The organism is Bacillus sp. FSL K6-1338, from assembly GCF_038006965.1.
GTDB classification, from domain to species: Bacteria; Bacillota; Bacilli; order Bacillales; family Bacillaceae_G; genus Bacillus_A; species Bacillus_A thuringiensis_S.
In genome coordinates this window covers 4985459-5011225 of sequence record NZ_JBBOWI010000001.1, presented here as the reverse complement: position 1 = coordinate 5011225, position 25767 = coordinate 4985459, and the positions used below count along the sequence as shown (strand labels likewise).

Below are 25767 nucleotides of genomic sequence, written 5' to 3'. Positions count from 1 at the left end.
AGCCTCTTGCATGAGGAAGTGAACCGCCCGTTAGAACGGGTTATATAAATAGAAGGAGGCGTTATAATGGAAGCAAATATTAATACGCAAAAAGTTGGTGGAGAAAAGCCATCATTGTTCGGAATAATCACTTCGCCTGGAGTGCAGTTCGAAAGAATGAAAACGAGTAATGCAGTTTGGGGAGCGTTTTGGCTACTTGTTTTATTAGGTGGACTTGTTGGGGGATTTGCTGCTTATGTATATTCTCTAACACCTGAAGCAATTGAGCTCAATAAGGAGTTAGGTGTTACTGTTTCAGCTGGAATGACATATGGTATGGGATTCGGTGTAGGTGCTCTTGGTATGGGATTTAGTTTCTTAATAAGTGCTGTAGTGTATAAAGTATTAATGGTGTTTATGAGCAATGATACTTCTTATAAAAAATTATTGGCGATTACTGTATATTCAAGTGTTATTTCATTAATTGGTGTATTAATAAATATAATTTTAGCTTATATTTTAGGTGGATCGGGTCAAGAAATGTACACTGGCCTAGGACCAATTTTCGCCTCGAGTAGTGGTGTTGTAAAAGGTATTGTAAGTAAATTTGAAGTGTTTACAATTTGGGGATATGTAGTTACATGGCTAGGTCTTCAAATTACAGCAGGCTTAACTAAAAAACAGGCAACAATTATTACTATTGTTTTCTTTGTTTTAACTCTCGGAATGGGTGCTTTACAAGGTATGTTCCAATAAGGAAATAAAATAGAAAAGGTGACTCTTCAAAGGAGTCACCCTTTTTTATTTTTACCCTTATTTCAAATACCAACAACAAAATTTCAAATACTCTCTAGTGTAATTTCAAATTCCGTCGGTAGTATTTGAAATTACTCACAGTGAAATCTTTTCTTTATTTTTATATTGTGAAGGTACCGCGGAATACTAGAAAGGTATACCTTTTAGAAACGGGTACTGTGTGAAGCCAGCGACTTTTAAAGAGGCAGTTGTTTTGTATGAAGGAATGATTGTAAATCAAATAAAGAAATTAGGTATTCGCCAAGATTATGAAGAGTATTATCAATGTGGTTTAATTGGTCTTTGGCATGCGTATGAAAGATTTGATGCAAAGAAAGGGTATTTCCCTGCATACGCACTTGTAACGGTGCGTGGTTATATATTAGAAAGATTGAAGAAAGAATCTACTGTACAAGAAAGATGTGTATGTGTAGGTGAGTATGAGGATATTTTTCATTTTGAAGATGTTGAAATAAGAGTGAAGGATTTTATGAGTGTGTTAGATGAGAAGGAGAAGTATATTATTTTTGAACGTTTTTTTGTAGGAAAGACGATGGGAGAAATCGCTTTAGAGACGGAAATGACATATTATCAAGTAAGATGGATGTATCGGCAAGCACTCGAGAAAATGCGAGATAGTGTAAGAGGATAAAAATAGCAAATAGAATGGAAGTTAAGGAAATAATACCTTCCATTCTATTTGCTATTAAGGTGATGAATCTTGCATGTTCATTTGGGATAATACATATCCAGCTTTCCATAATTGCTGACTTAGCTTATGGGAACTAATTTGTATCGTTACGGTAGCTCCGTTTGAAAAATGAATTTTAGCTTGTTTAGCTTTTTTGAAAAACTCTATTGTATGAACATGTTTGAAGAAAAGCCAAATACAATTTGGAGAAGCAGGAGATTCTGTTGGGAAAGCGCAAATATATTCTCTATGATTGATCGGAATTGGAACGTTTTGTTTAAATTTAAATTTTGTTTTTACGGCATTACGTCTCCCTTGATAGGTAGAATGAATATTTGTTAGACAAGATTTCTGTATAAGTTGGAGAGCAGTCTGACAGGAGTAAAGATGGTTTCCGCTACTGTCGATGATTTTTGTACGGTAATAAGGGTGTTTACATGGTTCAAGCATCATTGTAGAACTAGAAATAAAAATGTTGTTTTCATTATCCATAATTCTATATCCTCCCTTATAATTTTCATTCTGAATATAATTATATATAAATTAAGTAAATTGGTTGTTAATATTCTATTTCATATTGTAAATTTTGGCTATTCGTTTACAATCAATAGGTGATAGTCTTTCTAATTTGCATCGCTTGTACATATATATGAAAATAGAAAAGAGTAGGCGGTGATATAGTATGAAGAAAAAGTATATTATTATGGCTTTAGTTGTCATTCTCCTAGTATATTTAGCAAACAGCAATCCGAGTAAAGGAGAATATACAGAATGGGCAGCGAAGCAGTTTATGAAGCGTAATGATGTGAGTAAGAAGCTAGATGAAGTTCAAAAAGAGAATGAAGAGGGTCTTCTTGGCGACTTGGCATCGGCTGGTAAAAAGTTAGCGAAAAAGTATGTTGAGCCACAAGTTGGGTTATTAATTGATCATTATACGAAGCGAAATGATTATATATTCTTCTCAACATATACGACTGAGTTTGATATAGGTGAAGAACATTATAAGTACGTATGCGTCGGTTTTTCAAAGATTTTTATTCCGATTGAAATGCCGAAGAAAAAAGACGAATCTGCAAAATGATGCAGATTCGTCTTTTTCATTTTATAGAGTAATTGGAATTTCAGATACATTTTTTTCTACAAGGCGAGCTCCCTTTTTTCTTGTATTTTCATCAATGGATGAAAATACAGATGAGGCAAGGATTGTATCCATTACTTGATTTACGACTTTTGCATCAATTGGTGTGATGGGCATATCGATAGAAAAAACGACTGTTTTTCCATCTTCTTTCGCGAAAATCAATTCCAGTACTTGCATGTGTTATTCCCTCCTTTGTATTTATCCCGCTATTTACGGGATTCGGGTCTGCCGGTTAAATTGCGAGCTAATAATCAGCGGGGATGAATAAAATCCCTACTGATCTGAAGTTTTACTTTATAGTTTAGAAAGATCTGATGTGCTTACAAGTTGTACAGCGTGAAGTGGTGATGCCTGTAAGGAAGCAAGAGCATGAGCTACGTTGTGTACTTGATCTAAGCTCGCATTTGTTTTAACACGTTTAAATTGTTTGCTCTTGAAAACTGTTTTGCCGTTCTTATCTAATCCGTTGTTTAAGACAAGACGTAAAGTTAAATCCATTACGATTGTTTCAATTGCCATGTGTATCACCTCCTTTCACTTTATAAATAGGGTACAAATGTCATGTTTTGGCGTGAAATTTTTTCTTTTTTTTGGTACCCTTAAAAGATTAAGAGAGGAGAATTCTGGATAATGAATCGTAAATGGTTATTTTGGATTCCTGTATTACTATGGATGGGGCTGATTTTCTATTCTTCGGCACAACCATATAAAAAGCAGGATATGCGTTCAGATATTGAACAATATGTAAATGTTGAATTTGTAAAAGAGCATTTTTCATGGGTATCTATTGATTATGGTGGAGGAACCCCTGTTAGTATTGCGAATAAAGGTGTAGGCGGATTTATTGAGTTTTTCCTTCGTAAAGGTGCTCATTTTATGGTGTTCTTTATGCTAGGTTCATTGATTTATTACGCTTTTCATCGATCAGGTCATTCGAGGAAAAGATGTTTTATATATGCCATTCTTTTCGTTGCGGGTTATGCAACATTTGATGAAATTCACCAATGGTATACGGGGGACCGTACACCAATGTGGCAAGATTCATTGCTTGATACGTGCGGCGGATTAACGGGAATTATAATAAGTAATTGGTTTTGGAATAGAAAAAAGCGCTAATCTCATTTCGAGATTAGCGCTTTTTTTGCGGGTAGTAAAACTTCCGGTAAAAGCCCGATTGGTGAGGGCTGATAATCAGTGGGGGATGAACAAAACCCCTACTGATTAAAGTTTCACTTTATACACCAAGTAATTCTTTTAGTTCGTCTGTTGATAGTTCAGTCATCCAGCTATCACTTGTGATGACCGCATTGTTTAGAGATTGTTTTCTTTCTAGCATTTCATCGATTTTTTCTTCTAATGTTCCTGTTGTAATGAGTTTGTGAACATGAACAAATCTTTTTTGACCAATGCGATATGCGCGGTCTGTTGCTTGATTTTCCACAGCTGGATTCCACCAACGATCGTAGTGAATGACATGGTTGGCAGCAGTTAAGTTTAATCCTGTTCCCCCAGCTTTTAAGGATAAGATGAAAATGTCATACGTTCCGTTTTGGAACTCCTCAATCATCTTGTCACGATCTTTTTTCGGTACACTACCGTTTAAGAAGAGGACACGCTGGCCAAATTGTTCTTCTAGCACACGTTTTAGCATGTTTCCCATGCCGATGTACTGAGTGAAGATGAGGCAACTTTCATTTTGATCTTTTATATTTTCGATGAGCTCCATTAACGTTTTTGTTTTCATAGAGCGTTCAACGACATTTTGTGGTTCTTCTTCTTTTAAATAAAGAGCAGGATGATTACAAATTTGTTTTAGCTTGTTCAACATAAGTAATATAAAGCCGCGTCTTTCAATTCCGCTTAATCCTTCTACATTTTGCAGTGTATCTTGAACAAGTTGTTCATATAAGGAAGCTTGTTCACCAGTAAGAGGACAGTAAGCTTTTTGTTCTTGTTTATCTGGTAAATTTAATGCGACTGTTTGATCTTTCTTCGTTCGGCGCAGTAAAAATGGTGAGATAAACCGTTGGACTTGCTGGATTTTTCCTTCATCACGATCTTTTTCAATCGGTGTGACGAAGCGGCGTTGGAATTGTCCTAAGCTTCCGAGATATCCATGATTAATAAAGTCGAAAATGGACCAAAGTTCAGCGAGGCGATTTTCCATTGGTGTACCAGTTAAAGCGATTTTGTGATTTGCCTGCAAGTTTCGTACTGCTTTCGACTGTTTCGTATGTGGGTTCTTAATATTTTGTGCTTCATCCAAAATAACAGCATCCCAGCATAATGAAGTCAGTTCTTCCTCATCGAGTTGAGCCAATGCATAAGATGTTAATACAACATCTGCTGATTGAAGGAAATCTTCAAATGAATTGCCCTTCTCTCTATTACTTCCGTAATGTAATTGGACACATAAATTCGGTGCGAAACGCTCAAATTCTTTTTGCCAATTTCCAAGAACAGATGTCGGCGCTACGATTAATGCAGGGCCTGTTTTGAGATTGTTTTCTTTTATATATAGTAAGTAAGAGATTGTTTGAATACTTTTCCCGAGTCCCATATCGTCAGCTAGCAATGCTCCAAATCCAAGCTTTCGTAAATATAATAACCATTCAATACCATGTTGTTGATACGGACGAAGTGTTGCGTTTAGTGAAGTAGGGACATCTACCTTTGGAATATCTCCAATATGAAGCAGCTTTTGGAATAGTTCCTCATAATATCCATCTAGTTCGATTTCAATATCAGTAAACGGACTATCATCTTCTACAATTTCTGTTTCAGCCGTATTTGATAAATGTTGCTGCAGGACATCTTTCATCTCTAGTCCGTATTTATCGGCACGGTTCATGAGTTTCCTTACTTCTTCGATAAAGGCTGGATCTAGTCGCATCCATTGACCATTTATATTAAATAGACGTTTGTTTTGTTCAACGAGCTCGAAAAATTCGCTTTCTGATAAATCAATGCCGTTCGTCGAAATGCGCCAGTCAAAATTAACGAGCGTATTCATACCGAAGAACGATTGTGTTTGTGCTGTATTTTGCTTCAACTGGACACGTAATTTCGGTTTTGTTGCTTTTAAATTTTGCCACCATGATGGTAGTAAAATTGTAATGCCGGCTGCAAGTAATTCGTTGCTTGCATCTGTTAAGAAGTTCCAAGCTTCTGTTTCAAAGAGCTCATTTCGGAATGTATCTCCTTCTTTTAACCACGGTATGAGCTTACTAAAACCTTCTTGTGTTTCTGTAATCCGTTCTTCGTAATCGTGCCATCTTTTCGGTAAGGAATCGATGTTTTCATATACATATATGCGATGAGCCCCGCGCTTTGGTGTCACAATTGTTTCAAGCTTCCACATTTCAAATTCTTCTTGTGGTTCTTGTAGTCTTAGTCCGATTGTAAACGGAAGATCATCTTCAATATAACCGATTTTTCGAAGCCAATCTTCTTCATGTAGTGCTGTTTCCAATTGTCTTTTCGTAAAGTCGTAATGTTCATATAGCCTTTTAGCATCTTCCCAGCCGTCATTTGAGCGATTATCTTGTAATATGCTTTCATTAACTGCTGCTGAGAAAAGAGATGCTAATGTTTCATCTTCAATTGGTGTATTTTGAACTTTCCAAGATGGCTGTTTAGGCCAATGATTCATATCTGGTACGAAGCTACCACTCGTAAAAGCGTCCCATAATTCATTTGCATCTTTCGTAAGTGCTGTAATAGGTCCGTTTATTTGCATATGTGCAAAGGAATTCATCGGTTTGTTTGCAATGTATTCAAAGGCTTGTGCATTTGTTAGGAGCACACCTTGTTTTCCTTCGAAGGTTGCTTCTTTTAGAGAAGTACCGTAGAAAGAAGTGGAGTGCCATGTGAATGCATTTCGTTTCCAACTTGTTACGGATAATGGAGTACCGCTGTCATCTTCTCCCCAAAGGAACCAACCTTGACTAACATGCTGGAGCCTAATTGTTACTTCAGTTTGATTGATCATCGATTAATTTTCCTTTCCGTAATTCCTCTTGTAGTGCACGCAGACGTGAATGGAGATTGGCGATGTGAATAATGAAAGCATCCCATTCATCGGTGCGTTTTAATCGTTTATACAATGTACGTAATTTCTTTAAGTAACGAACTGCGCGTTTATATGATTTACGATTTCGTTCTTCAATCGCCTCTACAGCAGCAAGATGGTAAAGAGGAAGTGCCACTTCTGGCGCTTCTTTTTCAATATCTTTCAGTGGCTCTTTCAACAGCTCAATTGCTTCAAATCCATATAGGAGATGAAGCTCTGCCCATGTACGATACTGTTTTTTCGCGAGTACGTACTGTTCATAGTTTGTGAAACTATACGGTAATAGTTCTTGTAAGATCATTTCGAAACCAGCTTGTTCATTTGTATGTGTTGCATATGTTTCATACATGATTACAAATAGCCGAACGACATCTTTTATGAAAATCGTATTTTCGTGATCTTGGATCGTTTTCTTTACTTGTTTATACGTAAAGGAAAGCCAGTTTTTTGCACGATCCCAATGCATGGCACTTAATAGTTCTTCTAACCAATAGAAGTATAGACTCACAACAGAAGCAGGCTGTTTTTTTAGTAAGTCCATCGCTAGTAGATCTTCGTCATTTAAAAAGAGAAGATGAGAAGACGCTAACGCTTTAGATAGTGGATTGATTTTCGTATCGATTCGTTTTTCTTCTTCTTGTATTTTCTCTTTATTGTTTAAAAGTTCACTCCATATGTGACGATAAATGAAAAATCGCTCTTGCGTATAAGCGTCGGTAGAGAAGAATACTTCATGAACGAGACGAGCTGTTTCTTGTAAAATTATTTCAGACTCTGAAGGAATCGCTTCTGATTGTAAGTCCCGAACGATGGATTCCACTTTGTCTACAAATAGGCGAATGACATTAACAGGTTGGTGATAAGAATATGTTTTGTTTGCTTCGAATGCCTGAATTTCTTCTAATAATTTTTGAAAGCAGTAAAGTGCTGCGTGTAACCTGAATAATTCATGTATCGCAATGATACGCGGAGCTTTCCGCTCAAGTTTCGTATAGAAATCTGTAAAGATACTCATAAGAAAATACATTTGTTTATAAGTAAGCCGAGCTTGTTCTTTTTTAAATGAATCATATTCTTTTTCAAAATATGATTCCCAACTTTTATAGTCAGTTTCTTCAAAAGCTGATGATTGTAATACTTGTCTTGCAGTTCGAATAGGGGGAAGGGAAGGTTTCGTATTATTTTTAAATAAAGTTAATACATCTCCTACTTGCCCAAAACTAGACGCTGCAGATAGTAATACAGCGAGCATATGCTCACATTGTGTTGGTGCGAAGCAATCACAATAGCTTTCAGCGACGTTACGAATCGGAATATGAACGCTATATACGTTGCCTTCCGCATCTACAGTTCCTGATAGTGTATAACCATCAAAGTCAACGTTATAGACAACACCACTACGATATAGGTGCCGAGCTGTAGCGACATGTTCCTGATCAGCTGTTTGCTGTGGATCTAGTCCTTGAACGAACTCATTCGCAATCATCATAATTTCATCTTTCGTAATTGAGTGTTGCAGCATAATATTCCTCCGTACACATATTTCTTTCCTTTACCATTATAAACAAAAAATGCTCAAAACAGAAAAAATGAAATTTGGATTACATAACTTGAAAATCATGGTAATATATAAAATGTTAATTTCGTATATTACTATATATTTATAGGAGGGGAAGTTGTGTCAGATTTACAAGCGAAGTTTGGGAATGGTATGAACAAGTTGCAAGAGGGAATTGAGCAAGGAAAGATGAAGTTGCAAGTTGCACAAGAGGTTGCACAACTAAAGAAAATTACGCAGGAGAAGTTACAAGCGAAAACTGAAATTTTGTTGGAGCTTGGTCAAACTACATATATGCAACTGCGCAATGATGAAGTTCGAATAGAGGTATTGAAAGGAATTGTAGAACCGGTACAAGAGCTTGATATTGCTATTTATAACATGCGTAAGCAAATTGCTAATTTGCAGAATCAAGGTCAGAAAGGGCAGTGTAGCTGTGGTGGCTCATTATCATTAAATGATAAATTTTGTGGACAGTGCGGGAAAGAAAATGAGTTACTCCTTCAAACAAACAATGTTGAAAATAAATCATGTTCTTCATGTAGTGAACAAATCGCAACAGAAGCTATATTCTGTCCAGTTTGTGGTATGAAGCAAAGTAAGGAGTGAGGAACATGTATTGTAAAACTTGTGGTTTAGAACAGTCTGATGTATCAAATTATTGTACGCATGATGGGTCTAGTACAGGTGGTGTAGCAAGTCATATTATATTAGCGCCTAAAGACTCAAAATATTGCCGAACTTGTGGAGTGGAAAGTAAAGAAACTGCTACATATTGTGAGAAATGCGGCGATTCCTTACTAGTAGGTATTACGAAAAAAGAAATGAAAACGAAATTACCAGACCAGGGTGTACAACTAAATGTGGGTTCATCTGGAATTGCTTTGAAAAAAGGCTTACTTGGTGGTGGTCTGGCAATTATATGCATGTTTTTGGCTGGCTGGATTAGTAGTTTAATTATCGATGCAGCGATGAATGATTTAATGAGAACGATGGTTACAAATACGAACGGTATGCTGGATATGACTACTATTAATCAATCTTTCATTGGCATAGCGCCATTAATTTTAATGTATCATTTAGCGGGTCTTGAAGTCAGTGGAAGTGGTACATACATAATGTCATTTATTCTTCATGTCCCATTGTTCATTTTATTAACTATTCCAGCATTTATATTAGGTGGAATTGGCTTTTTTGTAGAGAAAAAAAACCCGTCTATTGTTTGGCGTGAGAAGCTAGTAACAGCATGTATTATCGGTATTGTATATGGAAGTTTCTTATGTGTTATAAGTTTTGTAGCAAGTTCTTCTACGACGATTTCTCAATTCTATGAAACAATGACAATTAATGTTAGTTATTCTCATATTATTAGTTTGTTGTACGGTATTATATTTGGTTTATTATTTAGCTTTATTGGCATGAGTATTGCAGCGGGACCACATCGTATGCTTTCCGCAATTAGTCAAAGTGTTCCATATGCAGCATCTATTTATTATAGTGTAGTGACTGTTTTAAAAGGATTAATCATTACATTTGGTATTATACTTATTACGATTTTATTTAGTAGTTCAAAATCAATGGGACCAATTGATTTCCCTGAGAAAACATATAAAGCATTAATTTCATTAGAAGCAACACCGTATATGTGGAATATGGCTCACTTTGCTCCAACTGCAATTGAATGGGCGAACATGGAGAAAGAAATACAGAACTATCCAGGAGGAAAAGGGCCGTTACATTTATCATATACATCAGGCATATCATTAAATGGTACGTCTTTAAAAGATGTGGCAATTGCTAATGGTGCTTCTGCTAAAGAAATTAAATATATGGATGATTTCAATTCCTACATGCATTGGTGGGGTTTATTAATTTTAATACCATGTATCTTACTATTTAGAGCTGGAATGAAATTAGCTCAATATCCAATGAAAAATATATATGTAACAATTGCGATGTTTAGTGCGGTTTATACTGTGATGATGCTTTGTGTAAATGGATTAGCAAAAATCCAAATCGAAGCTTCAGGTAGTAAGGAAATTATGAAGGAATTTACGGGGATTTCTGGTCCGCTATTATCGATTCAAAGTAGCACGATGTATTTAATAGTAGGTAGCTTTATTCTTTCTTACGTATTAGTGTTTGCTGGGATGAAGTTGGTAAAAAAATAGGGGGGAGAATCGCTTGAAGTTTTGTGGAATATGTAATGAAAAAGTTGCAGACCATTTAAATTTTTGTCCAGAGTGTGGAAGTAAGATAGAAGAAATAGCTGATCAAACAGCTTCTTCTCGTTCAGAAATACAACGGGAAACAAAGCCGGTGAAAAGTAAGAAGAACATATTTTTACTGCTAGGTTTTCTTGTTATTTTTGCTATATTGTTCGGAGCATATAAATTTGGTGCAAGCAAGTTTTCAAAGGAAAAACAAGTAAACGTTATGATTGAGGCGTTTCAAAAGAAAGATGCGAATGCAATTGATGAGTTTGTAAAGGTAGATGATCCGAGCTTAAAGATTAAGGCAGAGGATATTAAGGCATATATCCGTTATTTAAAAGACAACCCTTCATATAATAAAGAGCTGCTGTCTTATTTACAAAGAGAGACAGTGGATCAAAAACTAGCAAGTGATAAAGCATCGTTTAAAGATGGACAAATTATAGAAGACGGAAAAGAATGGTTTTTATATCCGAAGTATAAATTTAGCATGAAATCGTATTATATGAATGTAAGTACAACTGCGAAGAATGCAGAAATATATGTGAATGATAAGAAAGAAGTAGAATTGTCTAATGACAAAACTTCAAAAGAAATTGGTCCATATTTTCCGGGTTCTTACGTTGTAAAGGCAAAAGCAAAGTCAGAGTTAACTGAGTTAGAAACAGAAAAAGAAGTAGATTTAGCAGATGAAAAAAGTGCGAAGGTAGATGTAAATTTATCATTAGAAGGCAATTATGTAACAATTTCCTCTGATGAAAATGATGCAAATGTAGTTGTGAATGGTAAGAAGCGTGGGAAGTTAAGCCGCGGAAGTTATAAACTTGGTCCTGTACCAACAGATGAAACGGTAGAAGTGCATTTAGAGAAAAATGCTGAGTTTGGCTTAATTAAATCAGAAAGCGTTAAAGTTGGAGACCAAAGCACCTATTACTTAAAATTCCCGAAAGAAACATCAAGTTCAGCAGTGGGCGAATTTGTAAAAAATCATATTTATGATAACGTACGTGCAATTTCATTAAATGATTTTAGTTTAATTGAAAATAATTATGATAAGAGCGGGAAATCGTATAAGGAAGACCGTGATTATATACAGTATTTACACAAAAAAGGAATTACAGAAGACTTATTAACGATGGAAGTTCGTAATGTAGAGCGTCAAAGTGATACGAAATATAAAGTAACGACATATGAAGAGTATCATATTCGTTACGGTGATGGATCTGTGAAGTTCAAAAGTTTTAACAACGAACATATTGTAACTGTGAATGGAAATGGAAAGATGTTGTATCATTCTCTTGGTGCAAATAATACGTTGAAATCAGAAGATGTATCTGGTCCAACTCGTTAATATGAGAGAGGCTGTTCAATATTTGAACAGCCTCTTTTTGTAGCTAAATCGATATTTCGTGTCAAACCGTTGATATATCGTAAGTTATGATAGATATAATTGAAAAATCGTTGATATATTGCGATTTATGATAGATATATTCGGAAAATCGTTGATATCTTTTTTTACAATTATGAGTGCGTTTCCTTTAATATCGCTTGTACATATGGATCATGTAATATTTGCTCTATAATTGGTAACATGTTTTGTTCAAATGGAATGTCGATAGGAAATGGCTTTTGAGAGCCTGGTTTTATTCCATATTGCACAATTTTGTAATGTGTATTTTTTTCTGACTTGAGCACAATTAGCTTATAGCGATTATCATCGCCAGCGAGTGAGAAATCAATAGAAGTAGCGTTATATGTTACTTCATCTTTATATATGTACGGTTTTGGCGTACCAATCCAGTCTATTTTTGCTTGTACATTCATGGGCATAGCCTCCTTATATGTATTATAAATAAATAAATAAAAGCCAGCTCTCAATAAAGAGAACCGGCTTTTAATTTAGCAGTCATTGGTTATTTTAAAATTTTCACTTTAACAGTTTTGCGGCCCCATTTTTGAGCAGCACTATCTGATCCAAGTAAGATATCGATACGGTTACCTTTAATTGCACCACCAGTATCTCCAGCGATAGCTTCTCCGTAACCTTCTACCCATACTTTAGATCCTAATGGGATTACTTTCGGATCAACAGCGATCATTTTCATGTTTGGATTCGCAGTTAAATCATGACCCATTGCAGTTAATACACGGCCGCCATATGTGCCACCGTTTTCGCTCGGATGAGCTGTATATGCTGTAGCTACAACTGTTAACTCACGACCACCAGATGGTTCGCTAGTTTCAGCAGCTTTCACAGCAGGCTTAGCAGCTGGTTTTGCTTGTGCTGCAGGTGTTTGAGCCTTAGCTGGTGCTTCAACTTTAGCTTTAGCAGGAGCAGTTGTTTCTTGTTTCTCAATTACAGGTGCTGTACCTGTTAAGAAAGGAACATGAACATAAGCTGTTTTCCCGTTATATTCAAATTGTAACCACTCATTTTGTACTTGGTTCGTTGTTTCGATTACATCGTCTTTCTTCAACTTTCCAAGAATTTCTGAGTTTGTGTTCGCTTCAGCACGTACGTTTAATACGTTAGCTGTTACGTAGTAGATGCTTTTTGTGAACTCTGCACTTACGAATGCGTCTTTACCGTCTAAAGTAACTTTTGACCATCCGTTCTCTGTATTTTGAACATCTATTTTATTACCGTTTAGTAATTTACCGACAACTTTTGATTCAGTAGTAGGGTTTTCGCGTACGTTTAGTACGTCTGTTGTTACAACAGTTTCTGCATTAGCAGATGATGTGAAAATCCCAAGACCAAAAACTGCTGCTGTTGCTATTCCAATTAATTTTTTCATGATAGCCTCCATTGCGTTTGTTTTCGTGTCCTCATTATAGCAACAGATTTTTTCGGATTTGGGGAAAACACACAATTACAAACCATTCGTAATCAGTCGTTAACATCCTGTAATATAATAAAAAATATAGGAAAGCGTTTTTCATTCTATATGACTCATAGGTTGCTGGTTATATTCAAAATATTTAATACAACATATTTTTTTCGACGTAAATAAAAACATTACAGGAATGTTACATGATGTTTACTAAACGATTACATTCCTTGAGTATTTTACCGTTTTATGGGTAATATAGTTATATAAACATAAACATTTTGTTTGTGAAGCTATAAACACGTGCTATATACTAGCAAAAAAACCGCATAATTGTTACAAAACGAAAGGGTTGCAAGGAAGAAATTCGCCCTTTTTTACATATGTAACACATCCTTTTTTAGGAAAATACATTCCTATCCGCGTTTTTCTCACACAATTTGACAGCAGTATTTCTAACTTGTAGCTCTTGCAGAGTGAAAAGGTTATACGAAAGGTAAGGCTGTCTATAAGAATTCGAATTGGTGAAGGTGAAAGTAAGAAAATCACCGCAAAATTATAGTTTTCTATCCGATTTTACATATCGGAATTTATGTTATTTACAAAAGCGAAACCTACGAAGGGGGATTTGATGAGGAAACTGACAAAAACATTCATCGTTTCATTAACATTATGTATTGCATTTACAATTTGGGGGATTATTCCCGAATCTATTATTGGAAAAGGTAGCTTAGGAAATGTAACAACTGCAATTCAAACTGCATTAGTTAGTAAGTTTGGGTGGTTTTATATTATTTCCGTTTCTATTATTTTAGGTGTGTCTATCTTTTTAATTGTTTCGAAATACGGTTCTATTCGTTTAGGTAAAGATGATGACGAACCTGATTATAGTTATATGACATGGTTTGCTATGCTATTTAGTGCTGGTATGGGTATCGGCTTAGTTTTCTGGGGCGTTGCTGAACCATTAAACCATTTGTACGCACCTCCGTTTGGAGAAGGTGCAACTGAGGAAAGTGCGCGCCTTGCATTGCGTTTTTCATTTTTCCATTGGGGATTACATCCTTGGGGACTATATGCGTTTGTAGCGTTATGTATTGCTTATTTTACCTTTAGAAAAGGAAAAGCAAGTACGATTAGTGCGACGGTAGGTCCGTTATTTAAGGGCGGGGAACACGGACGTATTGCTCATTCATTTGATGTGTTAGCTGTTTTCGCAACTGTGTTTGGTGTTGCAACTTCATTAGGTCTCGGTGCAAAACAAATTGCAGGTGGTGTTAGCTATTTAACATCTATTCCGAATTCATTAACGACACAGTTAGTTATTATTGCAATCGTAACAGTTCTTTTCATGTTATCTGCACAAACAGGTCTTGATAAAGGAATTAAATATTTAAGTAATACGAACATTATTTTTGCATTTGCACTTATGATCATTGTATTATTTGCAGGTCCAACAAACTTTATTATGAATTACTTCACTTCAACAATAGGTTCTTATATTCAGGAATTGCCAAGTATGAGTTTCCGTTTAAGTCCATTGGATGAAGGCGGAAATCAATGGATTCAGTCATGGACAATTTTCTATTGGGCATGGTGGATTGCGTGGTCACCGTTCGTAGGTACGTTTATTGCTCGTGTTTCACGAGGTCGTACAATTCGTGAGTTTGTTATCGGTGTGTTACTTGTACCGACCGTAATCGGTGCGCTTTGGTTCTCCGTTTTCGGCGGGACTGGTATTCACATGGAGCTGTTTGGTGATGCACATATCTTTGAAAAAATTAAAGAGATGGGAACAGAAGTAGGATTGTTTGCTATGTTCGATCAGATGGGAAGCTTTGGATCAGCTTTATCTGTTTTAGCGATTCTTCTTATTTCTACATTCTTTATTACATCGGCAGACTCTGCAACATTTGTTTTAGGAATGTTAACGACACATGGTAGTTTAAACCCACCAAATCGTATTAAAATGATTTGGGGTATCGTTCTAGCCGCGATAGCTTCTACCTTATTATATATTGGCGGATTAGAAGCCTTACAAACGGCAGCTATCATTGCAGCATTCCCATTCGTCTTTGTTATTTTCTTTATGATGGCAGCATTATTTAAAGAGTTACAAAAAGAAGGACGTATGAAGCGTCATTAATAATAGAAGGAAAAGAGCTGATTTTATATCAGCTCTTTTTTTATCCCTCTATTTGCTGAGCAGTAAGAACCCCACCTCAAAATTCAGCAAAAGCAAATAAATCGAGCTGCTTGTAAAAGCCCGATTGGTGATGGCTAATGAAAGTTTCACTTTATATAGAAGGAATTTGAAATGCGGGTAGGGGAAATAAAATACTTTACTATATAAGTAGTATGCCCTTTATATGAAGAAAAAACGATAGTTTTCGACAATATTCGATACCTTACGAATTCTATTCGTATTTTTGTCAAAAATATGTCGGAAATGTGTTGTCACTTTTATGTATATGTGCTATATTATTTCCTGTAAGCGATTTCAAATAGTTTTAAAGCGCATTCAAGGGGGACATCTAGAATAATGAAACGTTACGAAAGAAAGTGGAAGCATATTTGTTTGAAACGTGTGGCACATCGTAGTGTCCAAGAAAGCACGGAACCTAAGACTGAAACGCGCAAAGAACAGCAAGAGAAGCAATTGGTTCTACAAAAATAGCAATCACTTTTTCGTATATAAATGAAGGTCGATCGTTCGTTGGGGGATGGACGTGAAATTACTTTCAGCTAAGGGGTATTGTCTGATATATAATTTATACGGCAATAAATAAGCACAGAGCATACGGCGCTCTGTGCTTATTTTTATTTATCTTTTTTAAATCGAACTGTCTTATCCCAGCCGATGACTTGTTTCTTGCTCTTTGCACGTAAATATAAGATTAAGCTGCGAATAAATAAGTACGTAAAGAGCTGTGCATACGTAAAGTACATAATAACGCTAATAAAAATATTAGTCGGTGTAAAGGTTCGTTCGACACTCTGGGCACTAAATAATTGTGAAAAATATGTAATATATGCTACATACCACATAAATAGTAGCGGAATGCTATATTGAATTTGGAATATCCCGAGTAGCCCAATTACAAACCAAACGTTTGAAATGATTAGGAATAGCCAAAATACAACATACACTAGAACTTGTTGTAAGGAATGAACGAGCAGTTTTCCTTTAAAGAAACTTAATGACGAGAACATTTTTTCTAAAATGTATAAATTTCCTTGGAGCCAACGTGTACGTTGTTTAATAAGAATTTTTAAATGCTCTGGTTCTTGTTCCCAAGTAACTGATTCTGGGACGATTGGTAAGAGATAACCTTTTTGTGTAATTCGTAATGTTAATTCAGCATCTTCTGCAATTGCATAAGGGTCATAGCCACCAAGCTCTTCTAGTGCTGAGCGACGAAGAAGCATATTTGTTCCTGTTAGTGAACCCGTTTGGAATAGTAACCAGCGTCCAGATTGCATAAGGAGCTGGAAGATTTGAAATTCTAGCGAAATCATTCGCGTCAACCAGTTTCTTTTTTCATTTACAGTACGAACGTGTCCAACTGCTCCAACCGCATCTTCAGTTGTTTCAGCGTGCTCTACAAGCATTCGCAGTGCGTGTGGTTCAGGTTGGTTATCTGCATCGTAAACACAGAAGTATTCACCATCTGAAATACTAAGCCCATAGTTTAGTACACGTGATTTACCCTTCGGTTCACCGGAGGGAACACGAATGTGGCGAATATGAGCATAAGCTTTGTCGAAATCATCGCCGATTTCAGGTGTTTCATCTTGAGAGTTATCATTTAATAAATAAATAGTTAGCTTTCCTGGATATTCAATCTTCGCCATCGCCTCTAAAGTAACTTTAATAACGACCCCTTCATTATGGGCAGGTATGAAAATATCGACGCTAGGATAATGTTCTAGTGTACGATCTTTTCGTTTGCTATTTCGGTGAATTAGGCCCGCGATTGTTAAGAAAGAGTAGTAAACGAGTAAGCCAGAGAATAGAAAGGCCGTAAAAATAAGTACATATTTAATTGAAAATGTGATACTGATCCAAAAAACGAGTACGCAAAACAGAAGAAATAAAAGAAGTATAACGAGAGTCATCATAACAATGTCTGTCCTTTGTTTCCAATTTGCTCGCTTGAAATTTTTATATCTTGGATTGCTTCAGCTGCAAGCCATTTTTCTAATTTTGGCTGTAGACGGTTCATTACTATATCTGCACCAGCCTCATTTGTGTTCTGTAATAAAATAACTAATGTACTCTCATCATATTCAGCAGCAAGGTCAAAATCATTCCTTACCGTTTCAACTAATAAGGAAGCTACACGATCCATAACACTTTCCTTCGTATATTTACTAAAGGAAGTGAAATCAAAGTAAACGATAACGCCTGTTTCATTACGACGATTCATTGCAGTCGTTAATAACGCTTGGCGTCTCTCGAATTCTTGTCTAGTTAATAATTTTGATTCTCCAATATATTGTTCCAACGTTCTCACACGCTCAGTTAAAGTTTTATTTTCATGAATCACTTTTTTCAATAGGTGAGTTGTTATATATACAATGAAGAAGTTAGCTACCATCAGGAAGTGGGTAATCATATATTGCCATTGATCTGATGTACTCCATAAATGAAGCCATGCTTGATAAAATAAATAAAATACGGAAATAATGGTTCCTAGTATGAAGAAAATAAATGCTGTTTTATCAGCTAAAAATAAGAATAGTACATTTACGATTACGTATATTATTGTAAAAATGAGCGCATGCTCATAATTCGTCACATGTACAGTAGTAAAATAAAATACAATTTGTAGAATCCACATAGAGAGGATTTTATAGAACTTATCTTTCACAAAACTTTCCTCCTTAAAGCTATTTCATCCATAGATACTTGTAGTATGCGCAATTATTAAGAAATTGACTATGTCGTTAAATTCTTTTGAAGGGCAACAACAAGTAGTATCTCTATTTTCATAAGAAAAATAAAAAGACTTAAACATTATTGTATCATAATGTTCTCATATTTGGGATAAGGTGATTGATAGATACATAAAAGGCGTTTGGAGTGCATGAAAAAAGTCTTCTCTTGGAGAAAGAGAAGACTCTATATAAGTTTATAGGAACATCATACCTGCAACTGCTGCATTTAAGAAGTTAGCTAATGTACCAGCGATAACTGCTTTAATCCCTAATTGTGCAATTTGTTTACGGCGAGTAGGAGCTAGCGTTCCTGTTACACCTAATTGAATTGCAATAGAAGAGAAGTTTGCGAATCCACAGATTGCGAATGTTAAAATTAGATTTGTTTTGTCAGAGAACTCTGCCATATGTGGTCCTAAGTTTGCGTATGCAACGAATTCGTTGATTGCAAGTTTTTGACCGATAAAGCTTGCTGCTTGTACAGCTTCACCTGGAGAAACCCCGATTAAGATTGCAAATGGTGATAATAAGTAACCGAAGATTAAATCAAGGCTAAGTTTAATATGGAATAAAGACCCAACTAATCCTAATAGACCATTTAATAAAGCGATTAATGCAATGAAAGCCATTAACATTGCTGCTACGTTAATAACAAGTTGCATACCTTCAGATGCACCACGTGCAGCTGCGTCGATAACGTTTGCGTCTTCACGTTCTGTAGAAAGTTCAACGTTATTATCTACTTTTTCTGTCTCTGGCATGATTAGTTTCGCAATTAATAAGCTTGATGGAGCTGCCATAATTGCAGCTGCTAATAAGTGCTCTAACGGAATACCCATTGCTGCATAGCCGACAAGAACTGATCCGGCAACAGCTGTCATACCGCTTACCATAATAGTGAAGAATTCACTATTTGTTAAGCGTGCTAAGTAAGGTTTAATTAAGATTGGAGCTTCAGTTTGTCCTAAAAATACAGTCGTTACTGAGTTTAAGCTTTCTGCTTTAGAAGTTCCAAGAAGTTTACTTAATGCACCACCAACGACGCTAACAAATTTCTGCATAATACCGAAATGATATAAGATTGCTACTAATGAACTAATAAATACGATTGGAAGTAGTGCTTGAATAAAGAATACAAATCCCCAAGGTCCTTTTGCGTTGACTAAATCCCCAGCAACGAACTTAATTCCCTCGTAAGAAAAATTAATTAATCCTTGAACACCGTCAGCAGCGTGTTTTAAACCTGCTTTACCAGCATCCCATCGTAATACGATAAATGAAAATGACATTTGTAATGCTAGCGCAATTAAAATTGTGCGCCAATTAATAGCTTTGCGGTTGGAAGATAGTAAGAAAGCAATTGCTAATACTCCAATCACGCCGCCAATTCCCCATAAAAGATTCATGCAGTGTATGCTCCTTCCTCATAGTAAAAACAGTGTATAAACCAGTTGTCTATACATTTACGAATATAACATCTTAAGTAACTTATCATAATGGACATCGGAGGTCAAACGTCTAATGAAAAGTTTAAATAAAAAGAAAATTCTTCAAAAAAACACATATAAAATAAATAGACATGAAATAGGTTATGTTTTTTATGAAAATATATACATTATGATAACGTTATGCATTGTTTTTGCAGAATAAAGTGTATGAAATAGAAGAATGGATACATTATTTTTGTAGAGAGAAACTAGGGGAAAGGGAGTAATGTGTTGAACTCGTAACAAAAAAGCCTTCTAGTAAACTAGAAGGCTTTGAAACTATTAATTAAGGTGCTTTCGTGTATCCTAAGAAGTGGCTCTTCCAATAAGAGTTACTTAATGAAGCGATTGCTACACCTTTATCTCCAGCTTGGATAAATGATCCGCCCCCAAGGTAAATACCCATGTGAGAAGGACCAGATTTATAAGTGTTTTGGAAATAAATTAAGTCACCAGGTTGTGGACTTGAAGTTTTTGGTAGGCTACTCCAATATCCCGCAACACTTTGACGGCTAATGTTATGACCAAATTTCTTAAATACATGGTAGATGTAGCCACTGCAGTCTACGCCGTTAGCAGAAGTTCCGCCCCAAACGTATGGTACACCTTGCATTGATTTTGCATATGCAAGTACGGAAGAACTGTCGCCACTATTATTGCCTGTATTATTATTATTATTGTTGTTATTGTTTTGATTGTTATTTTGGTTATTGTTAGGCTTATTATCTACTGCGCCTCCAACTGGTGTTTTAGATAGGTAACGTGTTCCGATATAACCAGTTTGACCGTTGTAGTTAATTTTGCTCCATCCAGAGTTTTCAGAGATTACTTGAACCTTCTGTCCTTGTGGAAGTGCACCTATGATTCTATAATTTGTACCTTCGCCGCTACGTACATTTAGTGCAGAAGCATTAATGTAGTAGTCGCCAATTGCACCTTGGTTAGGTTTTTCAGGTTGTTTTGGTTGCTCAGGAGTAGTAGTACCACCTTTAACGAATTTTACAAATTCGCTACTAACAAAGCCTGTTTTTCCTTGGTAATTTACTTTAAACCAACCGTTTTCAGATCCAACTACGTTTAATGTTGTACCGTTTAAAACACCACCAATTACACTATGGTAAGCAGCAGGGCCTGTACGAACACGTAAAGATGTAGCGTTAACCACGTAAGAACCGCCAGTTTGAATAGTTCCATTATTATTGTTTTGCTCTTGTTTGTTGCCTTCTGTAACGTTTTCGTTAGAACCGCCTTTTGTTACGTAGTCTTTGCTTATATAAGCAGTTTGTCCTGCGTAATTGATTTTGAACCAATCTTGAACTTCCCCAACAACTTGTACTACTTGTCCTTTTGTAACAGAACCTACAGTTGTGTGAGAAGTACTAGGACCTGTACGAACACGAAGGGAAGATACATTTACTGTATAGTTTCCGCTTGCTGGTTTTACTTCTTGGTTGTTATTGTTATTATTCGTATTGTTGTTTGAAGAACCCGCATTAGAAGAAACGCCAGATACGAATTCGCCACTTACATAACCTACTTGTCCATTATGGTTAATTTTCACCCAACCATTTTCTTGTCCAATTACGTTTAATGTTTGTCCTGCATATACACGTCCAGAAACAGAACTAGAAGTGTTAGGAGCTGTACGTACACGTAATACATCAGCAGTAACTTTATTGTTTCCGCCTGTGCTTACATTGTTGTTTATTGCTCCACTTTTTGATACAAATTCGCCACTAACAAAGCCCGTTTTTCCGTTAATGTTAATTTTGAACCAACCATTTTCTTCGCCAATCACGTTTAGTGATTGACCGTTATAAACGCGTGAGATGATGTCGTGAGAAGTGCTTGATCCCGCACGAACATGTAATACGCTCGCGTTTACCTTATAAGATGAGTCGTTTGATGCAGAAGCTTGGACAGTTGTAGCAGCTTTTTGTGTATTTTGTTCAGGTGCAGCTTGAACACTATCAAGTGTAGGTGCTGCTCCTCCTGCTACAGACACTGCCGCAAGACCGGCAAGATACTTTTTCATAATTTGTCGATTCCTTTCTGTCTGTAATGTAGTGAAGAAATATTTACCAACTGTTAAAAATTCTAAAGAGCATGTCGATTACTGTCAAGACTTATGTAGGAATCTGAATATGACAAAAAGATTACAAAAAAAAATCAAGGCATAAATTTACACCTTGATTTCCATTTAAATGTATATATTGAATATGAAAGGACAGAAATTATTCGTGTTTAAGAAGATGCCATATTGGATTGTAACAAGATTTGATTAAAAGATTTTTGCAGTTTTTTGGTGATAGGCCCAACTTGCCCATCTTGAATCGCGGTTCCATCAAGGTGGGTCATTGGTAAAATTTCAATCGTTGTGCCTGTAAAAAAGCATTCATCTGCTTGATAAACGTCACGAACGCTGAAAAGTTCTTCCTGTACAGGAATGTGAAGAGTATTCGCTAAAGAAAGGACATATTGACGAATAATTCCATTTAGAATAAGGTGATTGGCTGGATGTGTGTAAAGAGTTCTGTTTTTAATTAAAAAGAAGTTGGAATGGCTTCCTTCCGTTACGATACCATTCCTTATGAGAAGTGCCTCTTTACAGCCTTTACGTTCAGCTTTCGTAGCAGCTAGTACGTTTGGTAATAAATTTAATGATTTAATGTCACAGCGTAGCCATCGAGTATCGGGTTCTGATATAGCGCGTATACCATATTCAATCCATAATGCTGGTCTTTCTTTTTTTGTAATATAGGCATAAATTGTCGGAGGGGTGTCATATGAAAATACATGTGTGCGAGCTTGTACACCGCGAGATACTTGCAAATAAATTGTGCCATCTTCGTGGAAATGGTTTCGTTCAATTAATTTGTAAAGTAAAGTGATGAGTTCAGCTTTTGAGAAAGGGAGCGATAATTCTACTTCTTCCATGGATCGATATAATCTTGTTATGTGCGGATCTAATAAGTGAAAGTTCCCTTTATATAGGCGAATAACCTCGTAGACACCATCTCCGAATTGCAAACCTCTTTCTTCAAGTTCTATGTACGTTTGTTGTTTTGTTGTATCAATAACTTCATCATTCCAAAGTACAAATTTTTCGTATGCCAATTTCCGTCCCATCCTTTCGTAAGTACGTAAATAACGTGAAACTTTCATTCATGCGAGATAAAAATCACTATAGTAATTTTTATGTAAGCAATTCTCTATATATGACCGTATATGTATTTGTAAATCATAGAGAAGTAAGGACGATTTCCCCCGCATTAACGGGCTGATTAAAGTTTCACTTTACAGCATTTTGTATATACAAATTCGAAAATAAGAAATGAGAATCCTGCTTTTAAATAAAAAAAAGCAACATTCTTATGGAATGCTGCACAAGGAGGGTAGCTATCTTTCATAGGGACATTGTCTCGTTGAATGCTTTGTGTATGGAAACAAAACATGTTGAAAGACAATTATAAGAAAGTAGAAACAAGAGATTTACACATTTCTTTAAGGGATCTTACGAAAGATGAGAGGTAAGAAATATGTAGAACCTTGTTTACATATTTTATTATAGAGATTCTTCATTAACCCTATGTGAATATTTGGTAAAGGTTATGTAATTTTAAAGTTAATGAATATAAGCAGTTGTATGGAAGAAAATAAAAAAAGAGGCTGAGATTACTCAGCGCTCTTCTTTTCTTCTTTAATAGCTGTTTTTACTTCACCAGTTTTGATCTTATTACTTTCAGAGAAGCGAAGTAAGTCACCTTCAATGATTTTATCAGACATGTGCAATTCATTTTGGGCACGATCAATTAGTGGTTGAGATTCTTCTTTCGGTAATTGTACAACTTCGCCAGTAGCACGGTCGTAGAATGTACTGTTTGTGTACATGTATTTATCTGTAATGAAGCTACCGTCACGAAGAACAACAAATCCTTTATTATCAGGTGAGAATACATCATGACCGAATCGAACGTCATTTGTAGAATCTACACCAAGTAAGTTTAGAATAGTTGGTTTAATATCAATTTCACCAGTTGGTTTCGAAATTGTTTTACCTTCTTTTTGACCTGGAACGTGAATAAACATCGGTGTTTTTTGTAAGTTCATATGGTCAAATGCAGTGATTTCTTCTTTTCCTAAGAACTGTGCCATTGCACGGTTATGGTTTTCAGAAATACCGTAGTGATCACCGTAGAATACGATTACTGAGTTGTCGTAAATACCTTCTGCTTTTAGACGCTCAATAAAGTGTTTCATTGCTTCGTCTAAGTAACGAGCAGTTACCATGTAACGGTCAAATACTCCATCACCAGAATTATATTCGTCGATTAATTTTGTACTGTCATCGTAAGTGAATGGGTAATGATTCGTTAAAGTAAGGAAGCGAGTATAGAATGGTTGCTTCACTTCTTTCAACATATCAATAGATTGATCGAAGTATTCGATATCTTTTAATCCCCAGTTTAATTTTGTTTCCGGCGTAATCTTGTAATCAAGCTCGTTGTAGTAACGATCATAACCAAGTGCTGGATACATAATGTTACGGTTCCAGAATGTTGCGTTGTTTGCGTGGAATACCGACGTGTGATACCCTTGCTGACGTAAAATTTCTGGAGTTGCTGTATATTCATTGTTACCGTGTGTGAAGAATACAGCACCGCGGTCTAGTGGATATAAAGAAGTATCTACTAGGAATTCAGCATCAGATGTTTTACCTTGCCCAGTTTGATGGAAGAAGTTATCAAAGTAATAACTTTCTTTCGTAAATTGGTTTAAGAACGGTGTAACTTCTTGTCCGTTAACTGTTGCGCCAATTAAGAATGTTTGTAATGACTCAAGAGAGACAACAATTACGTTTTTCCCTTTTGCAGTACCGAACATATTTGGATCTGGTTTACTTTGTGTTGTTTTCACGTAGTTTTCTGTTTCTTGTAATTTACTACCGTCAGCGAATGCTTTTTGTGAACTTGATTTCGCTTGTAAGCCAAGATCGTATACTTGGTGTACATATAATCCTAAGTTTTTAACAAGCATAACGCGGTCGAATGAACGTGTTAATAGTTCTGGGCGTTCAGCTTCTGCAAGTCCTAAGTTTGCGAAGAAAATAGCAACTGTTGATACGAAGTATAGAGAACGCATCGGGCGTGCTACACGCTCTGTAGGTGCAAAGTTTTTCATTTTCTTCAATAGAACGAAGAATACGATAATGTCTGCGAATGCAAGAATAATTTTGTAGTTAAATAATTCTTTCACACTAGAACCTAAACTTCCGAAGTTAGATGTTTGTCCGAGTACTGGTAAAGTAACGAAGTCATTGTAGAATCCGTAGAACATTACGTTACCAACAAGAACGATTGTTAAGACAAAGTTAATTCCAAGTGCTATATAGTTACGTTTTTTCCCTTTTGCAAATAATGCAAGACCAACAAGCAGTAATGATGCTGCTAATGGGCTAAGGAATAAAATGAATTCTTGCATGAAAGATTCAAGTTTTAAATCAAAGCTTGTGCGTGTAATAATGTAAGTTTTCAGCCATAAGGCTAAAGCTACGAATACAGTGAAACGCACATTTTGAAATTGCGATTTCAAGGTTTCTTTCATTCATTTCCACCCTTTCTCTATCAGGCTTGGTCGATTTTGGAGCGAAAAATGCTAAAATAAAAAATACATAGTTTTCTTGGCCATAATTAAAGGTTCTATATTCACCCATATACGACTATAACTATGCATACCCTTTTGGTTTCTTTTGTTGCTCATAAGCATAACGTCATTTCTGTATTATACAACAAAATTCATTTCTGAGAAACACTATAACATTTTACATTTTTTGTATAAGATTTGTCACTACCAGAGAAAACTTTAACATTCGTTTATATGTCCGTCAACTAGAAAATATAACAAAGATAGAGCAGAATGTTAAGTGGAAGTGAAAATTTCTTTGTTGAGAAATAAGAAACGAAGGTGGATAAGGGTTATCTAGAAATCTATTATATGAAGGAAATTGTGTAAAAATTAACGAACACTTGTTCTTTTTTGGTTTATTTGTTACAATGAAA

General features: G+C 35.8%; 21 protein-coding genes. 8 read left to right on the top strand and 13 right to left on the bottom strand.

Features of this window, described 5'->3' with window-relative positions; translation table 11 throughout:
- Positions 1–66: 66 nt before the first annotated feature.
- Entirely contained in the window at positions 67–735 is a 669-nt protein-coding gene (locus NZ044_RS25840; RefSeq protein ID WP_097891559.1) for a Yip1 family protein, read from the top strand.
- A gap of 220 nt (positions 736–955) precedes the next feature.
- Positions 956–1426: a sigma-70 family RNA polymerase sigma factor gene (locus NZ044_RS25835; RefSeq protein WP_097891562.1), complete on the top strand. Its 471-nt coding sequence runs from the start codon at positions 956–958 to the stop codon at positions 1424–1426.
- 54 nt (positions 1427–1480) lie between these two features.
- On the opposite strand, the gene NZ044_RS25830 is transcribed toward NZ044_RS25835, so the two are convergent.
- The gene (locus NZ044_RS25830) at positions 1481–1957 is read right to left on the bottom strand and encodes a competence protein ComK (RefSeq protein WP_000368310.1); all 477 of its coding nucleotides are present in this window, start codon (positions 1955–1957) and stop codon (positions 1481–1483) included.
- 190 nt (positions 1958–2147) lie between these two features.
- Here NZ044_RS25830 and NZ044_RS25825 point away from each other — a divergent pair, with 190 nt between their 5' ends.
- On the top strand, positions 2148–2546 hold the full coding sequence (locus NZ044_RS25825; RefSeq protein ID WP_000731400.1) for a DUF4359 domain-containing protein: 399 nt from the start codon (positions 2148–2150) through the stop codon (positions 2544–2546).
- A 21-nt stretch (positions 2547–2567) separates the two neighbouring features.
- Here the strand turns inward: NZ044_RS25825 and NZ044_RS25820 are convergent, their stop codons facing one another.
- Both NZ044_RS25820 and NZ044_RS25815 read right to left on the bottom strand, forming a co-directional pair.
- The gene (locus NZ044_RS25820) at positions 2568–2783 is read right to left on the bottom strand and encodes a DUF2922 domain-containing protein (protein ID WP_001197587.1); all 216 of its coding nucleotides are present in this window, start codon (positions 2781–2783) and stop codon (positions 2568–2570) included.
- Positions 2784–2900: 117 nt separating this feature from the next.
- Positions 2901–3125 (bottom strand): DUF1659 domain-containing protein, encoded by a 225-nt coding sequence (locus tag NZ044_RS25815; RefSeq protein ID WP_000963861.1) that lies wholly within the window; start codon positions 3123–3125, stop codon positions 2901–2903.
- 111 nt (positions 3126–3236) lie between these two features.
- On the opposite strand from NZ044_RS25815, the gene NZ044_RS25810 reads away from it, so the two are divergent.
- Positions 3237–3722 (top strand): VanZ family protein, encoded by a 486-nt coding sequence (locus NZ044_RS25810; RefSeq protein ID WP_001080704.1) that lies wholly within the window; start codon positions 3237–3239, stop codon positions 3720–3722.
- A gap of 118 nt (positions 3723–3840) precedes the next feature.
- Here the strand turns inward: NZ044_RS25810 and NZ044_RS25805 are convergent, their stop codons facing one another.
- Together NZ044_RS25805 and NZ044_RS25800 are read right to left on the bottom strand one after the other, a co-directional pair.
- A complete protein-coding gene (locus NZ044_RS25805; protein ID WP_097891565.1) occupies positions 3841–6597 on the bottom strand; it encodes a DEAD/DEAH box helicase in 2757 nt (918 codons plus the stop codon).
- Complete coding sequence (locus tag NZ044_RS25800) at positions 6581–8200, bottom strand: SWIM zinc finger family protein (RefSeq protein WP_000939128.1); 1620 nt, start codon at positions 8198–8200, stop codon at positions 6581–6583. The genes NZ044_RS25805 and NZ044_RS25800 overlap by 17 nt, the downstream gene beginning before the upstream one ends.
- Positions 8201–8356: 156 nt before the next feature.
- On the opposite strand from NZ044_RS25800, the gene NZ044_RS25795 reads away from it, so the two are divergent.
- From NZ044_RS25795 to NZ044_RS25785, 3 genes are read left to right on the top strand one after another with little or no spacing between them, the layout of a single operon-like run.
- Positions 8357–8845, top strand: a complete 489-nt coding sequence (locus NZ044_RS25795; protein WP_001281737.1) for a zinc ribbon domain-containing protein — start codon at positions 8357–8359, stop codon at positions 8843–8845.
- A 5-nt stretch (positions 8846–8850) separates the two neighbouring features.
- A complete protein-coding gene (locus NZ044_RS25790; RefSeq protein ID WP_097891567.1) occupies positions 8851–10407 on the top strand; it encodes a zinc ribbon domain-containing protein in 1557 nt (518 codons plus the stop codon).
- A 13-nt stretch (positions 10408–10420) separates the two neighbouring features.
- Positions 10421–11800: a zinc ribbon domain-containing protein gene (locus tag NZ044_RS25785; RefSeq protein ID WP_000666859.1), complete on the top strand. Its 1380-nt coding sequence runs from the start codon at positions 10421–10423 to the stop codon at positions 11798–11800.
- Positions 11801–11970: 170 nt separating this feature from the next.
- Here NZ044_RS25785 and NZ044_RS25780 read toward each other — a convergent pair whose 3' ends face one another.
- Together NZ044_RS25780 and NZ044_RS25775 are read right to left on the bottom strand one after the other, a co-directional pair.
- Positions 11971–12273: a DUF3910 family protein gene (locus NZ044_RS25780; protein WP_001102514.1), complete on the bottom strand. Its 303-nt coding sequence runs from the start codon at positions 12271–12273 to the stop codon at positions 11971–11973.
- A gap of 89 nt (positions 12274–12362) precedes the next feature.
- The gene (locus NZ044_RS25775; RefSeq protein ID WP_000733341.1) at positions 12363–13247 is read right to left on the bottom strand and encodes a cell wall-binding protein EntA; all 885 of its coding nucleotides are present in this window, start codon (positions 13245–13247) and stop codon (positions 12363–12365) included.
- Positions 13248–13911: 664 nt separating this feature from the next.
- On the opposite strand from NZ044_RS25775, the gene opuD reads away from it, so the two are divergent.
- Complete coding sequence (gene opuD / locus NZ044_RS25770; RefSeq protein ID WP_001230116.1) at positions 13912–15426, top strand: glycine betaine transporter OpuD; 1515 nt, start codon at positions 13912–13914, stop codon at positions 15424–15426.
- A 674-nt stretch (positions 15427–16100) separates the two neighbouring features.
- Here the strand turns inward: opuD and NZ044_RS25765 are convergent.
- The 6 genes from NZ044_RS25765 to NZ044_RS25740 form a co-directional block, all read right to left on the bottom strand.
- Complete coding sequence (locus NZ044_RS25765; RefSeq protein ID WP_340950033.1) at positions 16101–17402, bottom strand: glycosyltransferase family 2 protein; 1302 nt, start codon at positions 17400–17402, stop codon at positions 16101–16103.
- Positions 17399–18154 (bottom strand): diguanylate cyclase domain-containing protein, encoded by a 756-nt coding sequence (locus NZ044_RS25760; RefSeq protein WP_000653231.1) that lies wholly within the window; start codon positions 18152–18154, stop codon positions 17399–17401. The genes NZ044_RS25765 and NZ044_RS25760 overlap by 4 nt, the downstream gene beginning before the upstream one ends.
- A gap of 261 nt (positions 18155–18415) precedes the next feature.
- The gene (locus NZ044_RS25755) at positions 18416–19627 is read right to left on the bottom strand and encodes a NupC/NupG family nucleoside CNT transporter (protein ID WP_001051018.1); all 1212 of its coding nucleotides are present in this window, start codon (positions 19625–19627) and stop codon (positions 18416–18418) included.
- A gap of 367 nt (positions 19628–19994) precedes the next feature.
- Positions 19995–21743, bottom strand: coding sequence for a C40 family peptidase (locus tag NZ044_RS25750; protein ID WP_086413452.1), 1749 nt, complete (start codon positions 21741–21743; stop codon positions 19995–19997).
- A 209-nt stretch (positions 21744–21952) separates the two neighbouring features.
- Positions 21953–22837 (bottom strand): D-amino-acid transaminase, encoded by an 885-nt coding sequence (locus NZ044_RS25745; RefSeq protein ID WP_079997269.1) that lies wholly within the window; start codon positions 22835–22837, stop codon positions 21953–21955.
- Positions 22838–23383: 546 nt separating this feature from the next.
- On the bottom strand, positions 23384–25312 hold the full coding sequence (locus NZ044_RS25740; protein ID WP_000665344.1) for an LTA synthase family protein: 1929 nt from the start codon (positions 25310–25312) through the stop codon (positions 23384–23386).
- Between the last annotated feature and the right edge of the window lie 455 nt (positions 25313–25767).

Excerpts from the sequence above, each read along its gene's own strand:
- NZ044_RS25840 (WP_097891559.1), top strand. The coding sequence starts at position 67 with ATGGAAGCAAATATTAATACGCAAAAAGTTGGTGGAGAAAAGCCATCA.
- NZ044_RS25830 (WP_000368310.1), bottom strand. The coding sequence starts at position 1,957 with ATGGATAATGAAAACAACATTTTTATTTCTAGTTCTACAATGATGCTT.
- NZ044_RS25825 (WP_000731400.1), top strand. The coding sequence starts at position 2,148 with ATGAAGAAAAAGTATATTATTATGGCTTTAGTTGTCATTCTCCTAGTA.
- NZ044_RS25820 (WP_001197587.1), bottom strand. The coding sequence starts at position 2,783 with ATGCAAGTACTGGAATTGATTTTCGCGAAAGAAGATGGAAAAACAGTC.
- NZ044_RS25815 (WP_000963861.1), bottom strand. The coding sequence starts at position 3,125 with ATGGCAATTGAAACAATCGTAATGGATTTAACTTTACGTCTTGTCTTA.
- NZ044_RS25810 (WP_001080704.1), top strand. The coding sequence starts at position 3,237 with ATGAATCGTAAATGGTTATTTTGGATTCCTGTATTACTATGGATGGGG.
- NZ044_RS25805 (WP_097891565.1), bottom strand. The coding sequence starts at position 6,597 with ATGATCAATCAAACTGAAGTAACAATTAGGCTCCAGCATGTTAGTCAA.
- NZ044_RS25800 (WP_000939128.1), bottom strand. The coding sequence starts at position 8,200 with ATGCTGCAACACTCAATTACGAAAGATGAAATTATGATGATTGCGAAT.
- NZ044_RS25790 (WP_097891567.1), top strand. The coding sequence starts at position 8,851 with ATGTATTGTAAAACTTGTGGTTTAGAACAGTCTGATGTATCAAATTAT.
- NZ044_RS25780 (WP_001102514.1), bottom strand. The coding sequence starts at position 12,273 with ATGAATGTACAAGCAAAAATAGACTGGATTGGTACGCCAAAACCGTAC.
- NZ044_RS25775 (WP_000733341.1), bottom strand. The coding sequence starts at position 13,247 with ATGAAAAAATTAATTGGAATAGCAACAGCAGCAGTTTTTGGTCTTGGG.
- opuD (WP_001230116.1), top strand. The coding sequence starts at position 13,912 with ATGAGGAAACTGACAAAAACATTCATCGTTTCATTAACATTATGTATT.
- NZ044_RS25765 (WP_340950033.1), bottom strand. The coding sequence starts at position 17,402 with ATGATGACTCTCGTTATACTTCTTTTATTTCTTCTGTTTTGCGTACTC.
- NZ044_RS25755 (WP_001051018.1), bottom strand. The coding sequence starts at position 19,627 with ATGAATCTTTTATGGGGAATTGGCGGCGTGATTGGAGTATTAGCAATT.
- NZ044_RS25750 (WP_086413452.1), bottom strand. The coding sequence starts at position 21,743 with ATGAAAAAGTATCTTGCCGGTCTTGCGGCAGTGTCTGTAGCAGGAGGA.
- NZ044_RS25745 (WP_079997269.1), bottom strand. The coding sequence starts at position 22,837 with ATGGGACGGAAATTGGCATACGAAAAATTTGTACTTTGGAATGATGAA.
- NZ044_RS25740 (WP_000665344.1), bottom strand. The coding sequence starts at position 25,312 with ATGAAAGAAACCTTGAAATCGCAATTTCAAAATGTGCGTTTCACTGTA.